Source organism: Dokdonia sp. Asnod1-B02 (genome assembly GCF_045063955.1).
Lineage (GTDB): Bacteria > Bacteroidota > Bacteroidia > Flavobacteriales > Flavobacteriaceae > Dokdonia.
Window position 1 is genome coordinate 2,517,114 of sequence record NZ_JBEFNW010000002.1, and the last position, 20,510, is coordinate 2,537,623.

Consider the following 20,510-nt stretch of genomic DNA (forward strand, 5'->3'; position numbering starts at 1 on the left):
AAAAAACCTCCCATCTTTTTTTAAGATGGGAGGTTTTAAGTGTTACGCTTTCGCGAAAGCGTACTTATTACACTTAGTCTAAATGACCGTATTTGCTAGAATAATCAAGCATTTGATTTTCAAAGCTTTCTGGTTGCTCTATAGTAAAGCCAGTAATTTCCTCACCTTCCATTTGCGGAACGATTACAGGATTTACAAAACCACTGTATGGAGCACTTTTGAATTGGCTATTACGAGCCAGTACTTCCTTGTGTATATCCTGATCTACTATCACCCCATAATTTTCAACAAGAGCTTTTGCAGCTTCGTAATCTCCCTCTGAAGTAATTCGCTGCGTCTCTCTTAGTAATTCTCCAAAGATTGCACGAAGCTTTGTATAATCTGTGATATTAAAGTATGTCTTATCATCACGAGTTACTTTCTCAATAACATTTTCTTTTGCACCACGCTCAAAAGCCCATGCACTTACCCACTGACGATTTACCATGTGAGCTTCTTCTACATTATCACCTAGTTCAAGACGTATAAGCTGCGTCATCAATCCATTACGGATGTAGCCATCATATGCAGCCATTCCTGTTTTTTCCCAGTCTTCTACCAGTCCTATTTCTTGAAGTTTTGGATCCATAAGGTAATACAGCCCAAAAAGATCTGCGCGACCTTCTTCTATCGTAGACTTATAACGTTTAAGAGTTTCCTTAGGTGTACCCACTCCTTTGTTAATCTGTCCAGAGGCATGACCTACTACTTCATGTAAAGCTGTGTGAAGCTTATCTCCTAATTGTCCATATGCTTCTTCTAGCTCAACTTCCTCTGCATCATGTGCAAATTCTTTAAGACGTCCAGATCCACCAGCATTGTTGTAAGCATTGATTATGTTACCTAGAGAAACCGATTTACTACCATGCGTCTGGCGTATCCAGTTATTGTTAGGCAAGTTTACACCTATAGGCGTAGATGGTGAGGCATCTCCTGCTTCTCCTGCTACAATCACTGTTTTATAAGAAACTCCTTTTACTTCCTTCTTCTTATGCTCTGGCATTAACGGTGAGTTATCCTCAAACCACTGTGCATCTACAGATAGTGCTGCCATTTTTTTTGACATGTCAAAATCTTTAATTTGAACTACTGTCTCATAAGAACCTTTATAACCTTTAGGGTCATTGTAGACTTCTATAAACCCGTTAATCCAATCTATGTTTCCTTCTGTAGAAGTTGCCCATGCGATACAGTAATCATCCCAAGTATCAAGGCTTCCCGTCTTGTAATATTCAATAAGCAGTCCTAAAGCTTTTCCTTGCTGCTCATTTTCGGCAACGGTTTGTGCTTTTTCTAACCAACCGATTATATTATCTATAGCCTCGCCATATAATCCTCCACTCTTGTAAACTTGTTCTACTAGTTTTCCGTTTTCTTTTACAAGACGTGTATTGAGTCCTTTTTCTATAGGCTCATTTTCATCTACTTTAATTGCATCATAAAATGCTTCTGCCTCTGCTGTAGTTACATCTGGTCCATAAAAGTTAATCGCGCTTTCTAGAACGATATCAACATCTTTGGCTAGGTTTACTTTCTTGCTGTCCTTATCATTAAAGAGTACTTCAAAAGCTTCACCTTCTAGTGTTGCTCCACTTTCGGCAAGTAATTGTTTTAGGTAGTCTTGAGAAAAATCTGGCTTCATCTTAGCATTACTGTAATGGTGGTGTATACCATTTGCAAACCATACTCGCTTCATGAATGTTTCAAACTGCTCCCACTCTTCTCCTGTTTTTGCAACCTTATCAGATGTATAAATCGTCTCTAGCGCATTCCTAATCTCAAGATTATGACGGTAGTTTTGAGCCCACATAATATCACGACCTGCAAGTCCTGCTTGTGTCATATAATACACCAGCTTTTGCTCCTTAAGTGTTAGGTCTTCAAAACCTGGAATTTGGTAACGTAATATCTTAATATCGGCAAACTGGCCAACTGTAAAATCAAAATCTGCAGTTGTTGTTTCCGCTTTCGCGAAAGCGTTATCATCCTTATTTTCTTCTCCACATCCTACTGCGAGAATCGCTGCAATTGCTAGCGCGTATATTCCTTTGTGACTCATAAGTTATTTAATAATTTGTGCACGTAAATATAGCAAAATTCCACACGATGAATTTTGTTATCTTTACTGCAAACCAAACCATCACCAATGAAATTTTTAAAATTTTTACTCTTCGTTATTCTTATTGTTGTTATTGCTGGAGCAATATACTTTGGCACTCAAGATGGCACTTATCAAATAGAAGCCTCTAGAGAGATTAATGCGCCAAGAGAGGTGGTTTACGATATTGTAAACGAGTACAAAACATGGGAAGAATGGGGCCCTTGGAAGAAGGAAGAGCCTACTATGGTTTTTAATTATGCTGATAAAACATCTGGAGAAGGGGCTTCATACAGCTGGCAAGGTGAAGTGGACGGAAGCATGACTACTACAGAAGCTGTTCCTGGCATTTCACTAAAACAAGACATGACGCTGCAAACACCAGGAGGTGAACGTAAACCTGAGGTGTACTGGACGTTTGAAACTACAGAACAACTTGCTACCATAGCAACATGGGGAATTAAAGGTGAGCACACGCTCATGGATAAAGTTTATTTTGCCTTTACAGGAATGGACTTTGAAGCCGATATGCAAGAAATGTATGAGCAAGGGCTTACTGGTCTTGAAGCAGCTGCTCGTGAAGAAATAGGGAAATACAAGGTTAATATAGATGGAATCACGCAATACAGTGGAGGTTTCTATTTATACAGAACTACTTCTGCCAAAGCTCCTTCTGTACCTACTATCATGTCTCAAAACTATAACGGCATTTCTACATTTATGTCAGAAAATAATATTGCAGTAACTGGGATGCCTTTTACTATTTACAATGAGACATTCCCTAATGGTGATGTTATTATGACAAATGCATTACCTGTGCGTGAAAAGATTATTGTAGCTGGAGATACAAACGTTTTTAGCGGATATATGCCTACAGTAACTGCGGTAAAAGTTACACTAGTTGGTAATTATATAAATCTGGGAGAGGCATGGAGCACTGCTATGAAACATGTGCAGGACAAAGGATATACACTTTCCAATGAAAAACCTTTTGAGGTTTATGTAACAGACCCTCAAGATCATCCTAACCCGGCAGATTGGATTACAGAAATTTATGTGCCAATTGAAGATTTAAAATAAGCTCTCTTGAAAACTCTTATACTCGTTTTTATAGGTGGTGGTACTGGAAGTATTGCAAGATACCTTCTAGGGAAGTTTATAAATGATCCTAGTTCTGGTATACCTTACGGCACTTTTGCGGCAAACATTATAGGTAGCTTGTTGATAGGTATTATACTAGGATGGGCACTTAAAAACAACACACTTAACAGTAACACTACATTATTACTAGCAACAGGTTTTTGTGGAGGTTTTACCACTTTCTCTACCTTTGCATATGAGAATCACGTACTTCTAAAATCTGGAGATTTTATGACATTTGCATTGTATGCCATTGCAAGTTTCGCTCTTGGTATTCTTGCAGTCTTTGGCGGGATTGAGCTGGGTAAGAGTTTTTAAAATATCGCAGCTTTTCACTTTTAAGTAGGTTAATTATACTTTGATTCTCTTTTTCATCTCCTCTACGATGTTAAAGGCAGCTGGACACATCTTCACGTTTTCCATAGTGAGCTTAGAAATTTGCTGAAATTTCTTTCTATCCGTGTGCGGAAACTCTCTACAAGCCTTAGGTCTCACATCATAGATAGAGCAATAGTTATCTGCTCCTAGAAAAGTGCACGGTGTTTCTTGCAGCACGTAATCCTTCTCTTCATCAATACGTAAATACGTCTTAATAAAGTCAAATTCCTTCATGCGGAAGTGTTTTGAAATACGCTGGATATCCTTATCTGTAAAGAGCGGCCCTGTTGTCTTACAACAGTTTGCACACGTAAGGCAATCTGTTCTTTCAAACTCATCTTCATGCAGTTCTTGCATGATGTAGTCCAAGTTTTTTGGAGGTTTACTGCGCAGCTTTGCAAAGAACTTTTTATTCTCATTCTGCTTATCTTTGGCCAGCTGCGGGAGGGCTTTAATAAAATCTTCCATGGCGCAAAGGTAATCATAAAGCTATGGCAAAAGAGGTAGATATTTTTGGGGCAGCACTCCAAGATTTTATTGATAACAAGTACACAGAAGATATCGTGGTGCACTCCTCTATTGCAGAAGATGATGTAATCCCTATTCCATATTTATTCAGGCCATTTGAAGAAATGCCAGTGATAGAGCAACGAGCATTATCACTTTCTAAGGGAACTATACTCGACATAGGTAGTGGCGCGGGCAGTCATAGTTTATGGTTACAAGAGCAAGGACTTGATGTTACTGGAATAGATATTAGTGAGGGAGCTATTACGCTTTCGCGAAAGCGTGGTTTAAAAAAAGCAGTGCACTCTAATATTCTAGAACATAAAGACACCTACGACACGCTTTTACTACTCATGAATGGCACAGGAATTTTTGAGCGAATATCAAAAATAGACGATTACTTAAAGCACCTTAAAACGTTACTCAATAAAGATGGTCAGATTCTTATAGACGGATCAGATATCGCATTTATGTTCGAGGACGAGGATGGCGGATTCTGGATGGATACACATCGTGACTACTATGGAGAGGTGACGTACTCGATGAGCTATAGAGGCGAGCAGAGCTCTAACTTTGACTGGCTTTATCTAGACTATGAAACACTTGCATGGTATGCACAAAAAAATGAGCTCAATTGTGAGCTCATTTTAGAAGGTGATCATTATGAATATCTAGCGAAACTTACGCTTACATAGTATATCCTTTTTCGGCAAGTTTATCTACCATCATTCTGTATAAATCTCTACTCCAGATTTCTGATATTTCTCCTATGTTCTGAGCAATATCTGGCTCTACAGTTAAGATCTTTTGTCCTGTAGGTGTATTATAAAATACTGTTACTTCTTTCTGTTGCTCATAATCTAATGCTGTTTTATCTGTAAGCATTTGACGTCCTGCACCCGTTTCATAAAAAGCAAGCATATTCTGAATGTCCTCTTGATTATAGCTTCCTCTATAAGCAGAAACCAGCATATTTAAGATGCGATCTACCTGTTTAGGTGTTTCTGTTTTTAATTCGTTCCACACAGCGTCTGGAACATTCTTGCTAGCGTATTGATTTTTTAATAAATCAAAAAGGCCATTAGTTGCGTTACTATACTGATCTGCAGTACCATTCACTTGAAAATATCTCAAAACTTGCTCGTGATACGTTTTCTCCTGCGAGTATCCAGCTAAAGAAGTAAAGAGAAATACGGCTATAAATAATTTTTTCATCATTTTTGTTGTTCTAATAAGGGCATAAATATAGAACATTATACACATGAAATCATTGAAACAGCTTGCATTTTTAATACTATCACTCCTTTTTATTATAAGTTGTGACGATGATGATCCTACTACACTATCATCTGACCCAACAGAGAATGCTGCAAATAAACAACCACTAGGAACCTCTGCAAACGAATTACTATCTAGTGATGAGTTTACTAGCCTACGAGTAGAAATAGCATATCCGGAAGGCTTTAGACCAACGGATAGCACTATAGAATTATTAATACCATTTCTTGAAGAGCGACTTAACAAACCAGACGGTATTACACTTGTAGAATCTACAGTAATAACAAATACAGAAGGTCCATATGATATAAATGATATCGTGGCCATAGAAGATGCGAATAGATCTGTTTTTAATAATGGGGATGAAATGGGCGTGTGGCTATTCTTTTCTGACGAAAGCAACCCAACAGATACTGACACTTCTGTAGTATTAGGTACTGCCTACAGAAACACATCGATGGTTATCTATGAAAAAACTTTAATAGATATAAGTGAGAATGCTATAACTCCTGGTAACAGAACAGCAATCGAAACAGGTACTATCCGTCATGAATTCGGTCATATTTTTGGACTTGTAAATGGTGGAACACCACTTACGTCAGATCACCATGATGAGGAAAATGGCAGACATTGTAATATTGAGGATTGCTTAATGTATTTTCAAACTGTAACTACCATCTTTAATACTAGTAATACCGCATCTCTCCCTAATTTTGACGCGTTATGTATTCAAGATTTACAAGCAAACGGAGGGTTATAAAAGTTTATTACAACAACTAAAAAAGGGATTGACTTGCGTCAATCCCTTTTTTTAAATACCATTTAATTTTATAAATTATTCTTCTATAAAAGGTACTTCTTCAAGTTCTAATGTATCTGTATATTTCATAAGATACACCGCATTATTTGAAAAGCCGCCTTTTGCTCTTGAGCTATACTTAAACTTGTTTTCTACATAATCTGTCTCCACACCTGTCGCTGCCGCAGCATATAAATCTGATGAGTAAGCTAGACGCAACAATGTATCATACATTACATCATATCCTCTTATTGCTGCCTCACTAGGACTTACACCATACATAGTCTCGTAACTATCAATAAAAGCTTTTGCTTTATTGTACTTATATTCTTTTTCTACAGATGGAAAATGGAAAGCAAGATTCTTTAAATGATCATGCTGTATCTCATCACTATCATAAGCATTACTCCTATCAGTAGTAAACATCACTACTTTCATAGTACCTAATTGCCCATTAAGACTTGTAGTAACACTACTAATCAAAGGAACATCATTAGTCTCTACAATCACCCAGTTTTCTAGTTCGCTAGAAAGCTGTGCTGGAATATCACCTGGATATAAGAAGTACCCTTTATCGTTAGAGCGAGGTGTTACCGTCTTTAGATTAGGGAAAATAGCTCTTATCTTTGATAATGTAGCGCTATTTTTCTTATCTGCTATTACCACAATATTTTTACCTGATCCATTAGCCTTTAAGTAAGAAAGCATCTTTTTACTTAACAAATCATCCTCTGGTCTTGATACAAAAATATTATTTCTTCCAGCCACCTTATTAGACATAGGTGATATTACAGGTATGTTGCGTGCATTGAGTAGTGATGACACTCTATCTATATTATTACCTAAAAGCGGCCCTATTACAGCATTAACCGCAGAAAAATCATTTGACTGTATAATAGTTTCTACTTTGCGTGCATTTGTTGCCGCGCCATCTTTACGATTGTATGAGGTATCATAGGTATCTACAACGGTGGTAATACCAGCTTTTTTAGCATCTTGAACTGCCATAAGCATACCACTATATAAATCTAATGATAGCCTAAGAATACGATCATCTCTAAGTAAATTTTCATTTACCTCTGCATTACCAGTATTTACACGCCCTACCCCAAAAGGAAGCATTATAGCCACACGTTTTGGTGAGAAATCAGTTAATTGATTAACTAAAGATCCTTTTTCACCTTCTAGAATAGTAACATCAGGGTTTCCTGCAACGGCTTGCGTCGGAGTACCTGAACCTGGACTTCCTTTAGGCACTTTGAGGATCATTCCTTCCTTAAGACCTTCGTCTAGTGCTGGGTTTAATGCGATTAACTCATCTGCTTCTAGCTTAAAAATGCGTAATAAACTATATAGTGTATTTCCTTTTTGCACTTCATAAAAAGCATATTCATCATTATCTATGATGGTACTCTTTGCAAAATTTGCTTTAGGAACTCTTAGTTTATCACCTATTTTAAGACCTTCTCTAAGCGACGGATTTGTACTTTCAAGCTCTGCTATGGTAATTCCATACTTTCTAGCGATCCCGTATTTAGTCTCTTTTGCTATAACATCATGAGTTATATAAGCTCCTTGAGAATCTGGTAAGCTTACAGTGGTATCTGTCACCGCACTTTCAGAATAATTAACTGGTATGCGCAGCTTGTCACCTTTGCGTAGCACTTCGCTATATAAAGACTTATTAAAACGCTTTATCGTCTCTTGAGAAACACCATACTTTTTAGAAATGCTATAAAGTGTCTCCTTGCGTTTTACCTTGTGCGTTTTAAACTTTACATTATCTTGAGTAACATTATCTACCTTTCTAACAGCAGTTGCTGTAGATGGCAATATCAATACCAAACCTTCGTAAACTTCTTTACGAGCATCTGGATTGAGCTTAGTGATTTCTTTTGTAGTAATACCATACTTATCGGCTATGTCTTTTAGTGTTTCTCCAGCTTTCACTTGATGAGAAACAAACTTTTGAACAGTAGCAGTATTGCTAGATATTGTAGCTGCTGGTGTTGAGCACGCTTTCGCGAAAGCGCTAAAAACAACTATCGCAATTACAGTAATATATTTTTTCATAGTTAAGATTTATTCCCACTCAATTGTAGCAGGTGGCTTAGAGCTTATGTCATAGACTACTCTATTAACGCCTTTTACCTTATTAATTATATCGTTAGACACTTTTTGTAAAAATTCATAAGGAAGATTTACCCAGTCTGCCGTCATTCCATCTGTACTCTCTACAGCTCTAAGTGCAACGCATTTTTCATACGTGCGCTCATCACCCATCACTCCTACAGAGTTTACTGGTAATAACATTGCTCCTGCTTGCCATACTTTATCGTATAATCCCCACTCACGAAGACCACTGATAAATATATGATCTACTTCTTGTAAGATGCGTACTTTCTCGGCAGTAATGTCACCTAGAATTCTAATCGCTAGACCAGGCCCAGGAAATGGATGTCTACCTAATAACTCAGGTGATAACCCCATACTCGCTCCTACTCTACGTACTTCATCTTTAAATAACATTCTTAAAGGCTCTACTACCTTAAGTGTCATATAATCTGGTAATCCTCCCACGTTGTGATGAGATTTTATAGTTGCGCTAGGTCCTCCGGTTGCACTTACAGACTCAATAACGTCTGGATAAATAGTACCTTGACCAAGCCACTTTGCATTTTCTACAAGTTTACTCTCGTCATCAAATACTTCAACAAAAACGCGTCCTATAGCTTTACGCTTAGTCTCTGGATCGCTCTCTCCTTCTAGCGCTTCCAAGAAACGTGCCGAAGCATCTACACCTTTTACATTAAGCCCCATACCTTCGTATTGCTTAAGTACTTGAGTGTATTCGTCTTTACGTAACAATCCATTATTTACAAAGATGCAATATAGATTCTTGCCTATTGCTTTATGTAGTAAAGTTGCTGCAACAGTACTATCTACACCTCCAGAGAGTCCTAAAATTACACGATCGTCATTAAGCTTTGCTTTTAGATCTGCAACCGTAGTATCTACAAAGGCATCTGGCGTCCATGTTTGCGCTACTCCTGCTATTTTCACTAAGAAGTTTTCTAAAATCTGCTTCCCGTCTGTAGAGTGATATACTTCTGGGTGAAACTGTATTCCATAAGTTTCTTCTCCCTCTAGTTTATATCCAGCGTTTTCCACATCATGTGTAGATGCAATACGTTTTGCTCCTACTGGTAATTTCTTGATGGTATCACTATGACTCATCCACACTTGACTTCCTACAGAAACCCCTTCTAAGAAAAGTTCTCCTTCGTCTACTACAGAAAGTTTTGCTCTTCCATACTCACGAGTGTTAGATTGTCCTACCTCACCATCATAAAAGTGAGCAAGGTATTGCGCTCCGTAACAAACTCCCAGAAGAGGTTTTTTACCTTTTATTTCTGAAAGATCTGGATGCGGTGCATCTTCTCCTCTTACAGAATGCGGCGATCCCGAAAGGATTACAGCCTTATAAGAAGAAAGATCTTTTGGTGGGTTATTAAATGGTTTTATCTCGCAGTATATATTTAATTCTCGCACTCTACGTGCTATCAACTGCGTGTATTGAGACCCGAAGTCTAATATGAGGACGTTATTTTGCATAGACAAAAATAGCATAATTTGATAGAGTTCCTATAAAGACAAAAGCAGAAATATTTGGTTTTTTTTCTACAGCGCTTTTACCATTAGAGGACATCCCATGCAACCACTTAAACTTATTTAAAATTGCAGTCTATAATAGCTACTAAGTTAAAGGTTATAATGACTTTTATTAATCCGTTGCATGAAGAATGCAACAGCAGTTATATTTTAGAGATTAGTAACCTATAAACGGTGATTTCTACCTACTCAACGAGAAGTAGTGAAGTACATTAATTACTAATTTTAAACTATTATAAAATATTTAATTTTACATGCAATTATGTATCTCTAACTATATTTAATAGTAAGTAACGACCACATAAACAACTTCTTATAAATCCTTATGACCGAAGATGAAAACAATCACTATGAAAGCGGAATAGATGAATGGCGCAAGCTCCCTGTTTTTAGACAAGGCGTTGTGATTCTTCATCTTGTAGAGCATATCATAGAAGGTATTAAGCTAGAGGACAACAATCCTAACTCTCAATATAAAAAAGCGCTCTACCAAAGATATACACAACAAATGATGGATAATGCGATTCTTATTCCATCTGCCATAGCCACTGCTCACGGAGTAGATCTGTATGACCTCAAAATGGAGAATGCTACCGTAGTAAGAAAGGCGGCTAGAGAAATCATTCAGGATTCAAAAGGTTTACTAGCCTCTGGCTATAAAGATGTTGAGTATCTCGATTTATTAGGAGATGCTATTGAGATGCTTAGACCTATTTTTGCTCGCTGGGTTCAGACCTTTGATGCCACTCAATATATCATTGATAGATGGGGCCTCTTTAATCCCCCAGGTGTAAACTTTGATGATCCCGCCCAACTAAAGAACATAGACCCAAACACATTTTTAAATAATCTAGATGAAGATGATGAATGGGAGGATAGTGAGGACGAAGGCTTAAAAAATTAAGCTTCTTTGCTATTTAAGAATAGGATTTTGAGCAACTACGTGAGAAAGCACTATTTGCGTTTTTGACTCCCCGTACGATATCACTCTATCTATAAATTGCTCAAGGTGTTTTTGATTACGCAACACGACTTCCATCACAATATTTTCATTACCTGTAATACGATAGCAATTCACTACCTCTTCCCATCCTTTTACGTTTTCTAAAAAAGGTTTCAACTTCCCCATAAAAGCTCTTATCGTAATAATTGCTTTGAGTTGATACCCCAAAGCCTCCTCAGAGACTTCTGCCTTATAACCTAGTATTATCCCTGCATCTTCCATCTTTCTTATGCGCTCTCCTACGGCTGGCGAACTTATTCCTACTTGTGTAGCAATTGCAGTATTAGACTGTCTCGCATTTTCTTGCAAACATTTTAAAATACGATTATTAAGTGCATCTACCATATAATTTAAAATTCAAGGTTAATAATACAATATTCTTAAAGCAAAAATAGCATTCTGCTTAATAAACCAAATTTACAATAAGTATTCTGATTGTATTTTTACTTTACGATGAAAATAGTTCAAGAACCACAGTTTAAGCAATCTTTTGATATAAAGCGCCACGCTTTATACAATGAGGCTATGGATCTTTTTACGCTTTCGCGAAAGCTGTCTAATGGACATTTGCAACACAGTATTTTAAACTGTCCTTCAGAAAAAGAACTTGCCACAAATCTATCTGAATTTATTTCGCACACAGCGCTATCATTACCTATGTCTATTGCCGAAGCCGCAATAACTGCCGACTATTCAAAAAAGCTTTATTTTCAAAAGCATATAGAGGAGCGCGTAAGCCAACTTTCTAAACTTTGTAAAAGGCTCGAAATCCTTTACCGCAATCGCTGTCATAGTGTACAACAACTAGCACATACAGCTCATAAGCTTGAGGCAGGATTTAAAAAGTGGTCGTTACAGTTGACTAGCCAAAACTAGCACGATAAATTTTCCCAACGTCTCCAGGGAAATTGTCAATATATTAAGAATGCCTTGTTAAATATCGTTAAGCAAACATCTGGATTTCAGCAATCCACCTACTTTTAACATTGAACAACTATAAAACCAATTGTTATGAGAGATATTATATCCCTAATTGTAGTTCTCCTAATTATAGGCTGGCTCGTAGGATACTTTGGCTTTGGAGATGCAGTAGGAAGTTTAATTCACATTTTACTCGTACTGGCTGTAGTAGGCATTCTCTATAGACTAGCAACCGGAAAAAAGTTATAAAAACAAATTAATCAATAAACCATAAAACAATGACTAAGAAATTTTTAACACTAGCAGCAATCGCAATTTTTACACTTTCATTTTCAAGCTGTAGAGAAAAAACCACTGGCGAAAAAGTAGGAAACGCAGTAGAAAATGCAGTAGATGACGTAGAAGATGCAGTAGATTAATCGCATCAAAAGTTTTAATAGAAAAGCCTTTCCAAAACGGAAAGGCTTTTTTTGTTTCTCATGTTATCAAGAAAAAATGCGTTTTGGTGAATTGCTCTGCAAAACGCATTTTAGAATGAGGGATTTATTTGGGGAACTTGCGGTAAGCTATTTATCAATCTTAAATGACTCAACACATTTAAGAACCATTATATAATACGATATACGCTAGAAAGATTGTATTTGGATTACTCAGCATAAAAAAAGTGCAATTTATAATTGACTTACAACTAGTTACTACTTAATTACAAAATTATCTCTACTAAAATGTAAGCGTTCTCATAAAGCTCCGTCCAACCGAGCATAAGAATTTCAAATGGTAAAGCTTTAGTGATCACTATAACCACCATGAAATTACTAAACTGATTTTTAAAAAAACATTTACGTTCAAAATCCAATACAATGAAAAAAATAATTTCAATTTTCGTACTTATCTTAACGGTTTCTTTTTCTGCACAAGCGCAAGATAAAATGATGAAGGAGAGCTCAAACAAAGTAATCGCATTAGAGCAAACTAAAGGAGAGTTTACTCAAAAGCAAATCGTAGTAAGTGAAGGAACTTACACGTTTTCAATTGCAAATAACAATGTAGGTACAGATGTAGGTTTTGTTTTAGTACCTAAAGGAAAAGATATTTCTAATCCAGAAAATCACATCAAAACTGCCTATGTAACTGCAGTAGTACCTAATAATACGACAGGAACTTCAAACGTTACAAAACTTACTAAAGGTGAGTATGTTTACTTCTGCCCACTTAACAAGACATCTACAGATAACGTTCTTGTAGTGCAGTAATCTATAATAAATATAGCAAAGCCCTGTATAACCTTATACAGGGCTTTTTTTAGTTATTTTTGTACCTCAAAAATAACACTATGAAATTATACTCAATGCTTCTTGCATCTTCTCTAGTTATATTAAGCTGTAAAGAGGAGAACACCACAACTAAAGGAGACACCAATAACCTAGAAGTTGAAGCTACATTCACACCTACTACAGAGGCAGAAAAAGTTGCTTATGCAAACGGCCTTGCAAACTGGAAAGATGTAAAAAAACTTGACTTTACATTTAATGTAGATCGCAACGGCGCTACTGTAGCAAGTCGTTCATGGTCATGGAAACCAATAACAAATGATGTGACTATGATTGCCGCTGGAGATACCATTTCTTATAATCGTGCTACCGTAGACAGCACCTCTATGCAAGCAGACCAAGGGTTTATAAATGATAAATACTGGCTTCTTGCTCCTTATCAACTTGTTTGGGATGAAGGAACTTCAATAAAAGTAACCGACAGTGTAATGAGTCCGCTTTCGCGAAAGCAAACTAAAAAACTTACCCTTCTCTACGGAAATGAAGGAGGTTACACACCAGGAGACGCCTACGACTTCTACTATGGCGATGACTATGTAATTACCGAATGGGTTTTTAGAAAAGGAAATGCTACCGAACCTTCTATGGTTACAACTTTTGAAGGATACAAGAATATCGAAGGGCTTTCTATAGCTACAGATCACAAGAGTGAAGATGGTAGCTTTAGACTATACTTTACAGATGTAAACGTCATCAAATAATATGAGTTTTAGACAAAAAAAGAACAGCCCAAAGTGGAACTTAATCACTTTGGGCTGTTTTATTATTATCTGCACCGCAATGCTCTACTATGGCGATTATGGTACGCTAAGCAAGAACGCAGCTTCGGTTGCTGGGATTCCACTTATTCTAGGAGTTGCAACAGCTTTGTTATATGTTTTATCAAGATTAATTGGTAAACGATATAACTGGATTATCACTATCCTAGGTATTATGAGCATGCTCATGATCGCGATTCCTATTTTCTTTGGAGCCGCAAAGCATGCTTAGTTATTTTTTCTTAGACATCGCTCTGTGACGCTCGCGAGCTAGTAAAGTATTCTTAAGCAGCATTGCTATTGTCATAGGCCCTACTCCTCCTGGTACTGGCGTGATAAAACTTGCCTTTTTACTTACAGGCTCAAAGTCTACATCTCCAGTAATATAATAACCTCTCTCACGAGTTTCATCTGGTACGCGAGTGATTCCCACATCTACAATTACAGCTCCATCTTTTACCATTTCGGCTTTAAGGAATCCAGGAACTCCTAGTGCAGTAATAATGATATCTGCTTGCGATGTAATTTGCGTTATATTCTTAGTATGACTGTGTGTTAAGGTAACAGTAGAGTTTCCTGGGAAGCCTTTACGCCCCATTAATATACTCATAGGTCTACCTACAATGTGGCTACGTCCTATAACCACGGTATGTTTTCCCTTAGTCTCTACACCGTAGCGATCCATAAGCTCAAGGATACCAAATGGCGTTGCAGGGATAAATGTACTCATATCAAGAGACATCTTTCCAAAGTTTGTAGGGTGAAAACCATCTACATCCTTATCCGGATCTACTGCTAGTAATACTTTTTGAGTATCAATTTGAGGAGGTAATGGCAACTGCACTATAAAACCATCGATATCTTCGTTCTGGTTAAGTTCCTCAATTTTATCTAGCAATTCAATTTCGCTAGTCATGTTTGTCATGCGCACCATGGTAGACTCAAAACCTACACGCTCACAGGCACGTACTTTACTCCCTACATATGTAAGAGAAGCTCCATCATTACCTACAATCACTGCAGCAAGATGAGGCACCTTCTCACCGTTTGCTTTCATTTTATCAACTTCGGCTTTGATTTCGTTTTTAATGTCGTTTGAAGTTTTCTTCCCGTCAAGAATAGTCATAGGTAATAGCGTTATGGTTTAGTTTGTTTCATATAAATTAAAAAGACACCCGTTATGGGTGCCTTTTAAGGATATTGTTATTTCATTTGATTCATCATCTGCATCATCTTGCGGCCTCCGCCTCCTTGCATCATTTTCATCATCTTACTCATTTGATTAAACTGCTTGAGCAACTGGTTTACTTGTTGTACCGAAGTACCAGAACCTTTTCCTATGCGTTTTTTACGACTCGCATTGATTGTGGAGGGATTTTCACGCTCACTAGGCGTCATGGAGTGAATGATTGCTTCTATATGCTTAAAAGCATCGTCATCAATATCTACATCTTTGAGCATCTTTCCGGCACCTGGGATCATTCCCATAAGGTCCTTCATGTTACCCATTTTCTTTACTTGCTGTATTTGCTTTAAGAAATCGTCAAAGCCAAATTGGTTCTTTGCAATCTTCTTCTGCAGTTTTCTAGCTTCTTCTTCGTCAAACTGCTCTTGCGCTCTCTCTACAAGTGACACAACATCTCCCATTCCAAGAATACGATCTGCCATACGTGAAGGATAGAATACATCTATCGCCTCCATTTTTTCACCAGTACCAATAAACTTAATAGGCTTATCTACTACAGATTTAATAGAGATTGCTGCTCCACCTCGAGTATCACCATCAAGCTTTGTAAGGATAACACCGTCAAAGTTAAGGATATCATTAAAGGCTTTTGCTGTATTTACAGCATCTTGACCAGTCATCGAGTCTACTACAAAAAGTGTCTCTTGTGGTTGTATTGCAGCATGTACATCTGCAATTTCTTTCATCATCACCTCATCTACAGCAAGACGACCTGCTGTATCAATGATTACTACGTTGTGACCGTTTGCTTTCGCGAAAGCGATACCATCTTGAGCAATCTTTACTGGATTCTTCTCATCACGATCAGAATATACATCTACCTTAATCTGATCTCCTACTACGTGTAGTTGATCAATAGCCGCTGGACGATATACATCACAGGCTACTAATAAAGGTTTCTTTGTTTTTTTGGTTTTAATGAAGTTTGCAAGCTTACCTGAGAAGGTTGTCTTACCAGAACCTTGTAAACCTGACATTAAGATAATAGATGGAGTACCAGAAAGATTAATTCCTTCTGCATCACCTCCCATTAACTCTGTAAGCTCATCTTTTACAAGCTTCACCATTAACTGCCCAGGTTGTAGGGTCGTTAATACGTCAGATCCTAAAGCTTTTTCTTTAACACGGTTTGTAAATTCCTTTGCAGTCTTAAAGTTAACATCTGCATCTATAAGAGCACGACGCACTTCCTTAAGTGTCTCTGCAACGTTTACTTCCGTAATGCTACCGTGACCTTTGAGTACGTGTAGGGCTTTATCTAACTTATCACTTAAATTATCAAACATAGTTATCTGCTATTGTAAAGGTTGCAAATTTAAGGATTTGTAGTGGTTTATCACTCCTTTAATAATTACAGATTCTATAAAAATGTGTAGAAAACTACTTAATAACTAGAAGCAATGCAATGAGTGCCACTAGTACAATTAATTCACGCTTGCGCTTAACTTCTTATAAGATGGGATAGTAAGCAAGGAACTGCTATTTACATGAAGAGCTAATAGGCTCAGCACCAACTCTAATAAGAAAATCAAACAGCTTTTAAACATGAGTTGTAACAAACAAAAAAAAGCCTCCCATAAAAGGAGGCTTTGTACTTGATAAGAACAAGAAATTACTTCTTGAACTTAGCGTATTTGTTTTTGAACTTATCAATACGTCCAGCTGTATCTACAAGCTTAGCTTTACCTGTATAGAATGGATGTGAAGTTCTAGAGATTTCTAATTTTATTAAAGGATACTCAGTTCCTTCGATCTCAATAGTTTCTTTAGTATCTGCAGCAGATTTTGTTAAGAACACCTCATCATTAGACATGTCTTTAAATGCTACTACTCTAAAATTTTCTGGGTGTATATCTGCTTTCATTATAATCGTACTTAAAAATTATTCTATTTTTCGAGGTGCAAATTTACATAAATTTTGAAAATGACCAACTATTTTTTAAAATAAATATTACCTATTTCACGAAGTTACGATTTTTCTACGCTCGGCGTAACGATATTGTATATTTGTCTACTAACTGACCATAACCAAAACAACCATTATTATGAATGATACAATTAAATCGATAGCATTAAAGAATGGCTTTATTGCCGGTATTACCATTATACTATTGTATGTAATTTGCTACGTTGTCAATGTCGAACTATTAACTAACTTTTGGTTTGGGCTAACCATTATCATTGCTCTTATAGTTTTAGGTTTTGTTACGACAGCAAAATGCAAGAGTTTACAAGATGGTTACATATCTTTTAGAGAAGCATTTTCTGCATATTTGATACCTGTGGCTATAGGACTACTATTACCAATGATTTTTTTATATGTTCTATTTAATTTTATTGATCTTGAAGCAGCCGAAATGCTCAAGGAAATAGGCCTTGAAAAGACTGAAGAAATTATGAGACGCTTTGGAGCTCCAGAATCAGAAATTGAAAAAGCAATGGAACAAGCAGCATTAGAAGATTCATACTCTATTAAGAACATAACACTTCAATACGCTTTTACAGTATTGTTTTGTGGTATCCTCGGTCTTATAGCTGCTCTATCTATGAAAAAGAAAAAAGAAGAATTAGGATAATGCAAATATCTGTTGTCATACCTCTACTTAATGAGGAAGAATCACTTAAAGAACTACACCATTGGATTTCAGAAACCCTGGAAACCAATGGTTTTTCTTATGAAATCCTATTTATAGATGATGGAAGTACAGATGCTTCTTGGGAGGTGATTGAAACGCTTTCGCGAAAGCGTGATAACATCAAAGGAATTCGCTTTAATCGTAACTACGGTAAATCACAAGCCTTACACGCAGGTTTTGAAGCTGCCGAAGGTGATGTAATCATCACTATGGATGCAGATTTGCAAGATAATCCAGAGGAGATTCCAGACTTATACCGCATGATTACCGAAGATAAGTATGACTTAGTCTCAGGATGGAAAAAGAAGCGCTACGACTCTGTAATTGCAAAAAACTTACCTAGTAAACTCTTTAACGCCGCAGCAAGAAAAACTAGCGGACTTAAACTACACGACTTTAACTGTGGCTTAAAAGCCTACAAAAAAGAAGTAATCAAAACCGTGGATGTATATGGTGAGATGCACCGATACATACCCGTACTTGCTAAGAATGCAGGATTTTCAAACATAAGTGAGAAAGTAGTACAGCATCAAGCTCGTAAGTATGGTGAGACTAAATTTGGTATGGAACGCTTTTTAAATGGCTTCTTAGATTTACTCACAATTTGGTTTTTAGGAAGTTTTGGAAAGCGACCTATGCATCTTTTTGGAGCACTAGGTGTACTCATGTTTGTTATAGGTTTTGGATTTGCCGGATACTTAGGTATAGACAAAGTATTCTTTCATAGAGCAGGCAGACTGATTACAGAAAGACCACAATTTTATATTTCACTTGTTGCGATGCTTATGGGTATTCAACTATTTATTGCTGGCTTCTTAGGCGAACTCGTACTAAGATCAAAACGTGATAAAAAGAGATACAATATTAAAGAGACTTTATAACATACAGCTCAACACGTAGACATCCCTCGTAGTGAGCTTTATAAATTATAACAAAATCGTACTTTTGTTAGTAAACAACACACATTCTTATGGTATACCACGATCCCGCTATTTTAGAAAAAGCAAATGCATGGCTTACAGCAACCTTTGATGAGGAAACTCAACAAGCCATTAAAGAAAATATCGCTCACAATCCAGATGAGCTTGCAGATAGTTTCTATAAGAATCTAGAATTTGGTACTGGCGGAATGCGCGGTATCATGGGAGCTGGAACTAACAGAATTAATAAATATACCTTAGGAAAAAATACCCAAGGTCTATCTGACTACTTGCACAAACAGTTTCCTGACAAAAAAATAAAGGTCGCTATTGCTTATGATTGCCGTCATAACAGTAAAGAACTTGCTCAAGTGGTTGCAAATGTATTTTCGGCAAATGGGATTAAAGTATTTCTATTTTCTGATCTTAGACCTACACCAGAATTGAGTTTTGCTGTGCGTCACCTAGATTGCCAGTGCGGTATTGTACTCACTGCGAGTCACAACCCTCCAGAATATAACGGTTACAAAGTGTACTGGGAAGATGGTGGACAGCTCGTACCACCACAAGATAACGAAGTCATAGCCACAATAGATGCGCTTGACTTTAGTGCTATAAAATTCAATGGAGATGACTCTCTTATTGAACTTGTAGATAAAGAAGTAGATAAAGCTTTTGTAGATGCAAGTGTTGCAAATGTGTCTTTTGGTCTTACTAGTGAAACAAAGAAGGACCTAAATATCGTTTTCACCTCGTTACACGGAACCTCAATCACGCTCGTTCCAGATACGCTTAGACAAGCAGGATTTACAAACCTTCATATTGTAAAAGAACAAGAAGTTCCAGACGGTAACTTCCCTACCGTTGTTTCTCCTAACCCAGAAGAAACTGCCGCTCTTAAAATGGCGCTAGAACTTGGTGAAGAAAAAAATGCAGACATCGTTATAGGTACAGATCCGGATTGTGATCGACTAGGGATTGCTGTGAGAGGAGATGATGGCAAGCTTACCATTTTAAATGGTAATCAAACTATGATCTTAATGACAGATTATTTATTAGAACGCTTTCGCGAAAGCGCAAATCAACACCCAGCACCATTTATAGGAAGCACCATTGTGTCTACACCTATGATGGATATTCTTGCAGATGCGTATGATGTAGAATGCAAAACAGGACTTACAGGCTTTAAATGGATTGCCAAAATGATTGTGGATTATCCTAACCAGCACTTTGTAGGTGGTGGTGAAGAAAGCTTCGGCTATATGGTAGGTGATTTTGTAAGAGATAAAGATGCCGTGACCGCCACCCTACTCGCTTGCACCATGGCAGCACAAGTAAAAGAGCAAGGACAGACGCTGTTTGAAAAACTGAAGTCGCTGTACGTAAAACACGGTTTTTACAAGGAAACACTTATTGCCCTTGTAAAAAAAGGACAATCTGGCGCAGAGGAAATCAAGCAAATGCTCAAAGATCTTCGTCTAGAGCCTATGAAAGAAATTAATGGAAGTAAAGTGATACGTGTAGAAGATTACCAATCATCTACTAGTCGTGACCTGCTTACGGGAGAGACCACTACCATTGATGTTCCAAAATCTAATGTGCTTATTTTTTATACAGAAGATGGCAGCAAAGTTGCTGCACGACCAAGTGGCACAGAGCCTAAAGTAAAGTTTTATATAAGCGTCAATGCTCAACTGGCTTCGTTGAGTGAGTATGACACAATTTCTGCAACACTAGATAAACGTCTTGCTGGTATAAAAAATGCATTAGGCGTTTAAATAATT

General features: G+C 37.2%; 23 protein-coding genes. 14 read left to right on the plus strand and 9 right to left on the minus strand.

Going from position 1 to position 20,510, the window contains the following annotated elements; all coding sequences use genetic code 11:
* Positions 1-73 precede the first annotated feature (73 nt).
* A complete protein-coding gene (locus ACJJVU_RS11395) occupies positions 74-2,098 on the minus strand; it encodes a dipeptidyl-peptidase 3 family protein (RefSeq protein WP_405225482.1) in 2,025 nt (674 codons plus the stop codon).
* 87 nt (positions 2,099-2,185) lie between these two features.
* Between ACJJVU_RS11395 and ACJJVU_RS11400 the strand changes: the two genes are divergently transcribed.
* Together ACJJVU_RS11400 and crcB are read left to right on the plus strand one after the other, a co-directional pair.
* Positions 2,186-3,217, plus strand: a complete 1,032-nt coding sequence (locus tag ACJJVU_RS11400) for a GyrI-like domain-containing protein (RefSeq protein ID WP_405225485.1) — start codon at positions 2,186-2,188, stop codon at positions 3,215-3,217.
* 6 nt (positions 3,218-3,223) lie between these two features.
* Positions 3,224-3,595, plus strand: a complete 372-nt coding sequence (gene crcB / locus ACJJVU_RS11405; RefSeq protein WP_144783641.1) for a fluoride efflux transporter CrcB — start codon at positions 3,224-3,226, stop codon at positions 3,593-3,595.
* 33 nt (positions 3,596-3,628) lie between these two features.
* Here the strand turns inward: crcB and ACJJVU_RS11410 are convergent, their stop codons facing one another.
* Entirely contained in the window at positions 3,629-4,123 is a 495-nt protein-coding gene (locus tag ACJJVU_RS11410) for a YkgJ family cysteine cluster protein (RefSeq protein WP_013749530.1), read from the minus strand.
* A gap of 23 nt (positions 4,124-4,146) precedes the next feature.
* On the opposite strand from ACJJVU_RS11410, the gene ACJJVU_RS11415 reads away from it, so the two are divergent.
* Positions 4,147-4,857 (plus strand): class I SAM-dependent methyltransferase, encoded by a 711-nt coding sequence (locus ACJJVU_RS11415; RefSeq protein ID WP_405225490.1) that lies wholly within the window; start codon positions 4,147-4,149, stop codon positions 4,855-4,857.
* On the opposite strand, the gene ACJJVU_RS11420 is transcribed toward ACJJVU_RS11415, so the two are convergent.
* Positions 4,850-5,380: a DUF2059 domain-containing protein gene (locus ACJJVU_RS11420; RefSeq protein WP_339845147.1), complete on the minus strand. Its 531-nt coding sequence runs from the start codon at positions 5,378-5,380 to the stop codon at positions 4,850-4,852. The two genes, ACJJVU_RS11415 and ACJJVU_RS11420, sit on opposite strands and share 8 nt — an antisense overlap.
* Positions 5,381-5,423: 43 nt before the next feature.
* Between ACJJVU_RS11420 and ACJJVU_RS11425 the strand changes: the two genes are divergently transcribed.
* On the plus strand, positions 5,424-6,200 hold the full coding sequence (locus tag ACJJVU_RS11425) for a membrane metalloprotease (protein ID WP_405225494.1): 777 nt from the start codon (positions 5,424-5,426) through the stop codon (positions 6,198-6,200).
* Between the two features lie 75 nt (positions 6,201-6,275).
* On the opposite strand, the gene ACJJVU_RS11430 is transcribed toward ACJJVU_RS11425, so the two are convergent.
* Complete coding sequence (locus ACJJVU_RS11430) at positions 6,276-8,312, minus strand: LysM peptidoglycan-binding domain-containing protein (protein ID WP_405225497.1); 2,037 nt, start codon at positions 8,310-8,312, stop codon at positions 6,276-6,278.
* A gap of 9 nt (positions 8,313-8,321) precedes the next feature.
* Positions 8,322-9,854: a glutamine-hydrolyzing GMP synthase gene (gene guaA / locus ACJJVU_RS11435; protein WP_405225500.1), complete on the minus strand. Its 1,533-nt coding sequence runs from the start codon at positions 9,852-9,854 to the stop codon at positions 8,322-8,324.
* Positions 9,855-10,236: 382 nt separating this feature from the next.
* Here guaA and ACJJVU_RS11440 point away from each other — a divergent pair, with 382 nt between their 5' ends.
* Positions 10,237-10,815, plus strand: a complete 579-nt coding sequence (locus ACJJVU_RS11440) for a hypothetical protein (protein ID WP_339845157.1) — start codon at positions 10,237-10,239, stop codon at positions 10,813-10,815.
* Between the two features lie 9 nt (positions 10,816-10,824).
* On the opposite strand, the gene ACJJVU_RS11445 is transcribed toward ACJJVU_RS11440, so the two are convergent.
* A complete protein-coding gene (locus ACJJVU_RS11445) occupies positions 10,825-11,259 on the minus strand; it encodes an Lrp/AsnC family transcriptional regulator (protein WP_013749537.1) in 435 nt (144 codons plus the stop codon).
* Between the two features lie 108 nt (positions 11,260-11,367).
* Between ACJJVU_RS11445 and ACJJVU_RS11450 the strand changes: the two genes are divergently transcribed.
* The 6 genes from ACJJVU_RS11450 to ACJJVU_RS11475 all read left to right on the plus strand — a co-directional run bounded on the left by ACJJVU_RS11450 (position 11,368) and on the right by ACJJVU_RS11475 (position 14,156).
* Positions 11,368-11,790: a hypothetical protein gene (locus tag ACJJVU_RS11450; protein WP_405225504.1), complete on the plus strand. Its 423-nt coding sequence runs from the start codon at positions 11,368-11,370 to the stop codon at positions 11,788-11,790.
* A gap of 135 nt (positions 11,791-11,925) precedes the next feature.
* On the plus strand, positions 11,926-12,084 hold the full coding sequence (locus ACJJVU_RS11455; RefSeq protein ID WP_035337578.1) for a lmo0937 family membrane protein: 159 nt from the start codon (positions 11,926-11,928) through the stop codon (positions 12,082-12,084).
* A gap of 29 nt (positions 12,085-12,113) precedes the next feature.
* Complete coding sequence (locus tag ACJJVU_RS11460) at positions 12,114-12,254, plus strand: hypothetical protein (protein ID WP_013749540.1); 141 nt, start codon at positions 12,114-12,116, stop codon at positions 12,252-12,254.
* Between the two features lie 441 nt (positions 12,255-12,695).
* Positions 12,696-13,088 (plus strand): cupredoxin domain-containing protein, encoded by a 393-nt coding sequence (locus ACJJVU_RS11465; RefSeq protein ID WP_298324083.1) that lies wholly within the window; start codon positions 12,696-12,698, stop codon positions 13,086-13,088.
* Between the two features lie 80 nt (positions 13,089-13,168).
* Positions 13,169-13,867: a hypothetical protein gene (locus tag ACJJVU_RS11470; protein WP_405225509.1), complete on the plus strand. Its 699-nt coding sequence runs from the start codon at positions 13,169-13,171 to the stop codon at positions 13,865-13,867.
* Between the two features lies 1 nt (position 13,868).
* Positions 13,869-14,156, plus strand: a complete 288-nt coding sequence (locus tag ACJJVU_RS11475; RefSeq protein ID WP_405225512.1) for a hypothetical protein — start codon at positions 13,869-13,871, stop codon at positions 14,154-14,156.
* Here the strand turns inward: ACJJVU_RS11475 and ACJJVU_RS11480 are convergent, their stop codons facing one another.
* From ACJJVU_RS11480 to ACJJVU_RS11490, 3 genes are all read right to left on the minus strand, one after another.
* Positions 14,157-15,050: a bifunctional 5,10-methylenetetrahydrofolate dehydrogenase/5,10-methenyltetrahydrofolate cyclohydrolase gene (locus ACJJVU_RS11480; protein ID WP_108878511.1), complete on the minus strand. Its 894-nt coding sequence runs from the start codon at positions 15,048-15,050 to the stop codon at positions 14,157-14,159.
* Positions 15,051-15,127: 77 nt separating this feature from the next.
* Complete coding sequence (ffh, locus tag ACJJVU_RS11485) at positions 15,128-16,456, minus strand: signal recognition particle protein (RefSeq protein ID WP_405225515.1); 1,329 nt, start codon at positions 16,454-16,456, stop codon at positions 15,128-15,130.
* A gap of 326 nt (positions 16,457-16,782) precedes the next feature.
* Entirely contained in the window at positions 16,783-17,034 is a 252-nt protein-coding gene (locus ACJJVU_RS11490; RefSeq protein ID WP_035337593.1) for a type B 50S ribosomal protein L31, read from the minus strand.
* A 181-nt stretch (positions 17,035-17,215) separates the two neighbouring features.
* Here ACJJVU_RS11490 and ACJJVU_RS11495 point away from each other — a divergent pair, with 181 nt between their 5' ends.
* The 3 genes from ACJJVU_RS11495 to ACJJVU_RS11505 all read left to right on the plus strand — a co-directional run bounded on the left by ACJJVU_RS11495 (position 17,216) and on the right by ACJJVU_RS11505 (position 20,504).
* The gene (locus ACJJVU_RS11495) at positions 17,216-17,746 is read left to right on the plus strand and encodes a DUF4199 domain-containing protein (protein WP_405225518.1); all 531 of its coding nucleotides are present in this window, start codon (positions 17,216-17,218) and stop codon (positions 17,744-17,746) included.
* Positions 17,746-18,687, plus strand: a complete 942-nt coding sequence (locus tag ACJJVU_RS11500) for a glycosyltransferase (RefSeq protein ID WP_405225521.1) — start codon at positions 17,746-17,748, stop codon at positions 18,685-18,687. Before ACJJVU_RS11495 ends, ACJJVU_RS11500 begins: the two co-directional genes overlap by 1 nt.
* Before the next feature lie 89 nt (positions 18,688-18,776).
* A complete protein-coding gene (locus ACJJVU_RS11505; protein WP_405225523.1) occupies positions 18,777-20,504 on the plus strand; it encodes a phospho-sugar mutase in 1,728 nt (575 codons plus the stop codon).
* Positions 20,505-20,510 lie beyond the last annotated feature (6 nt).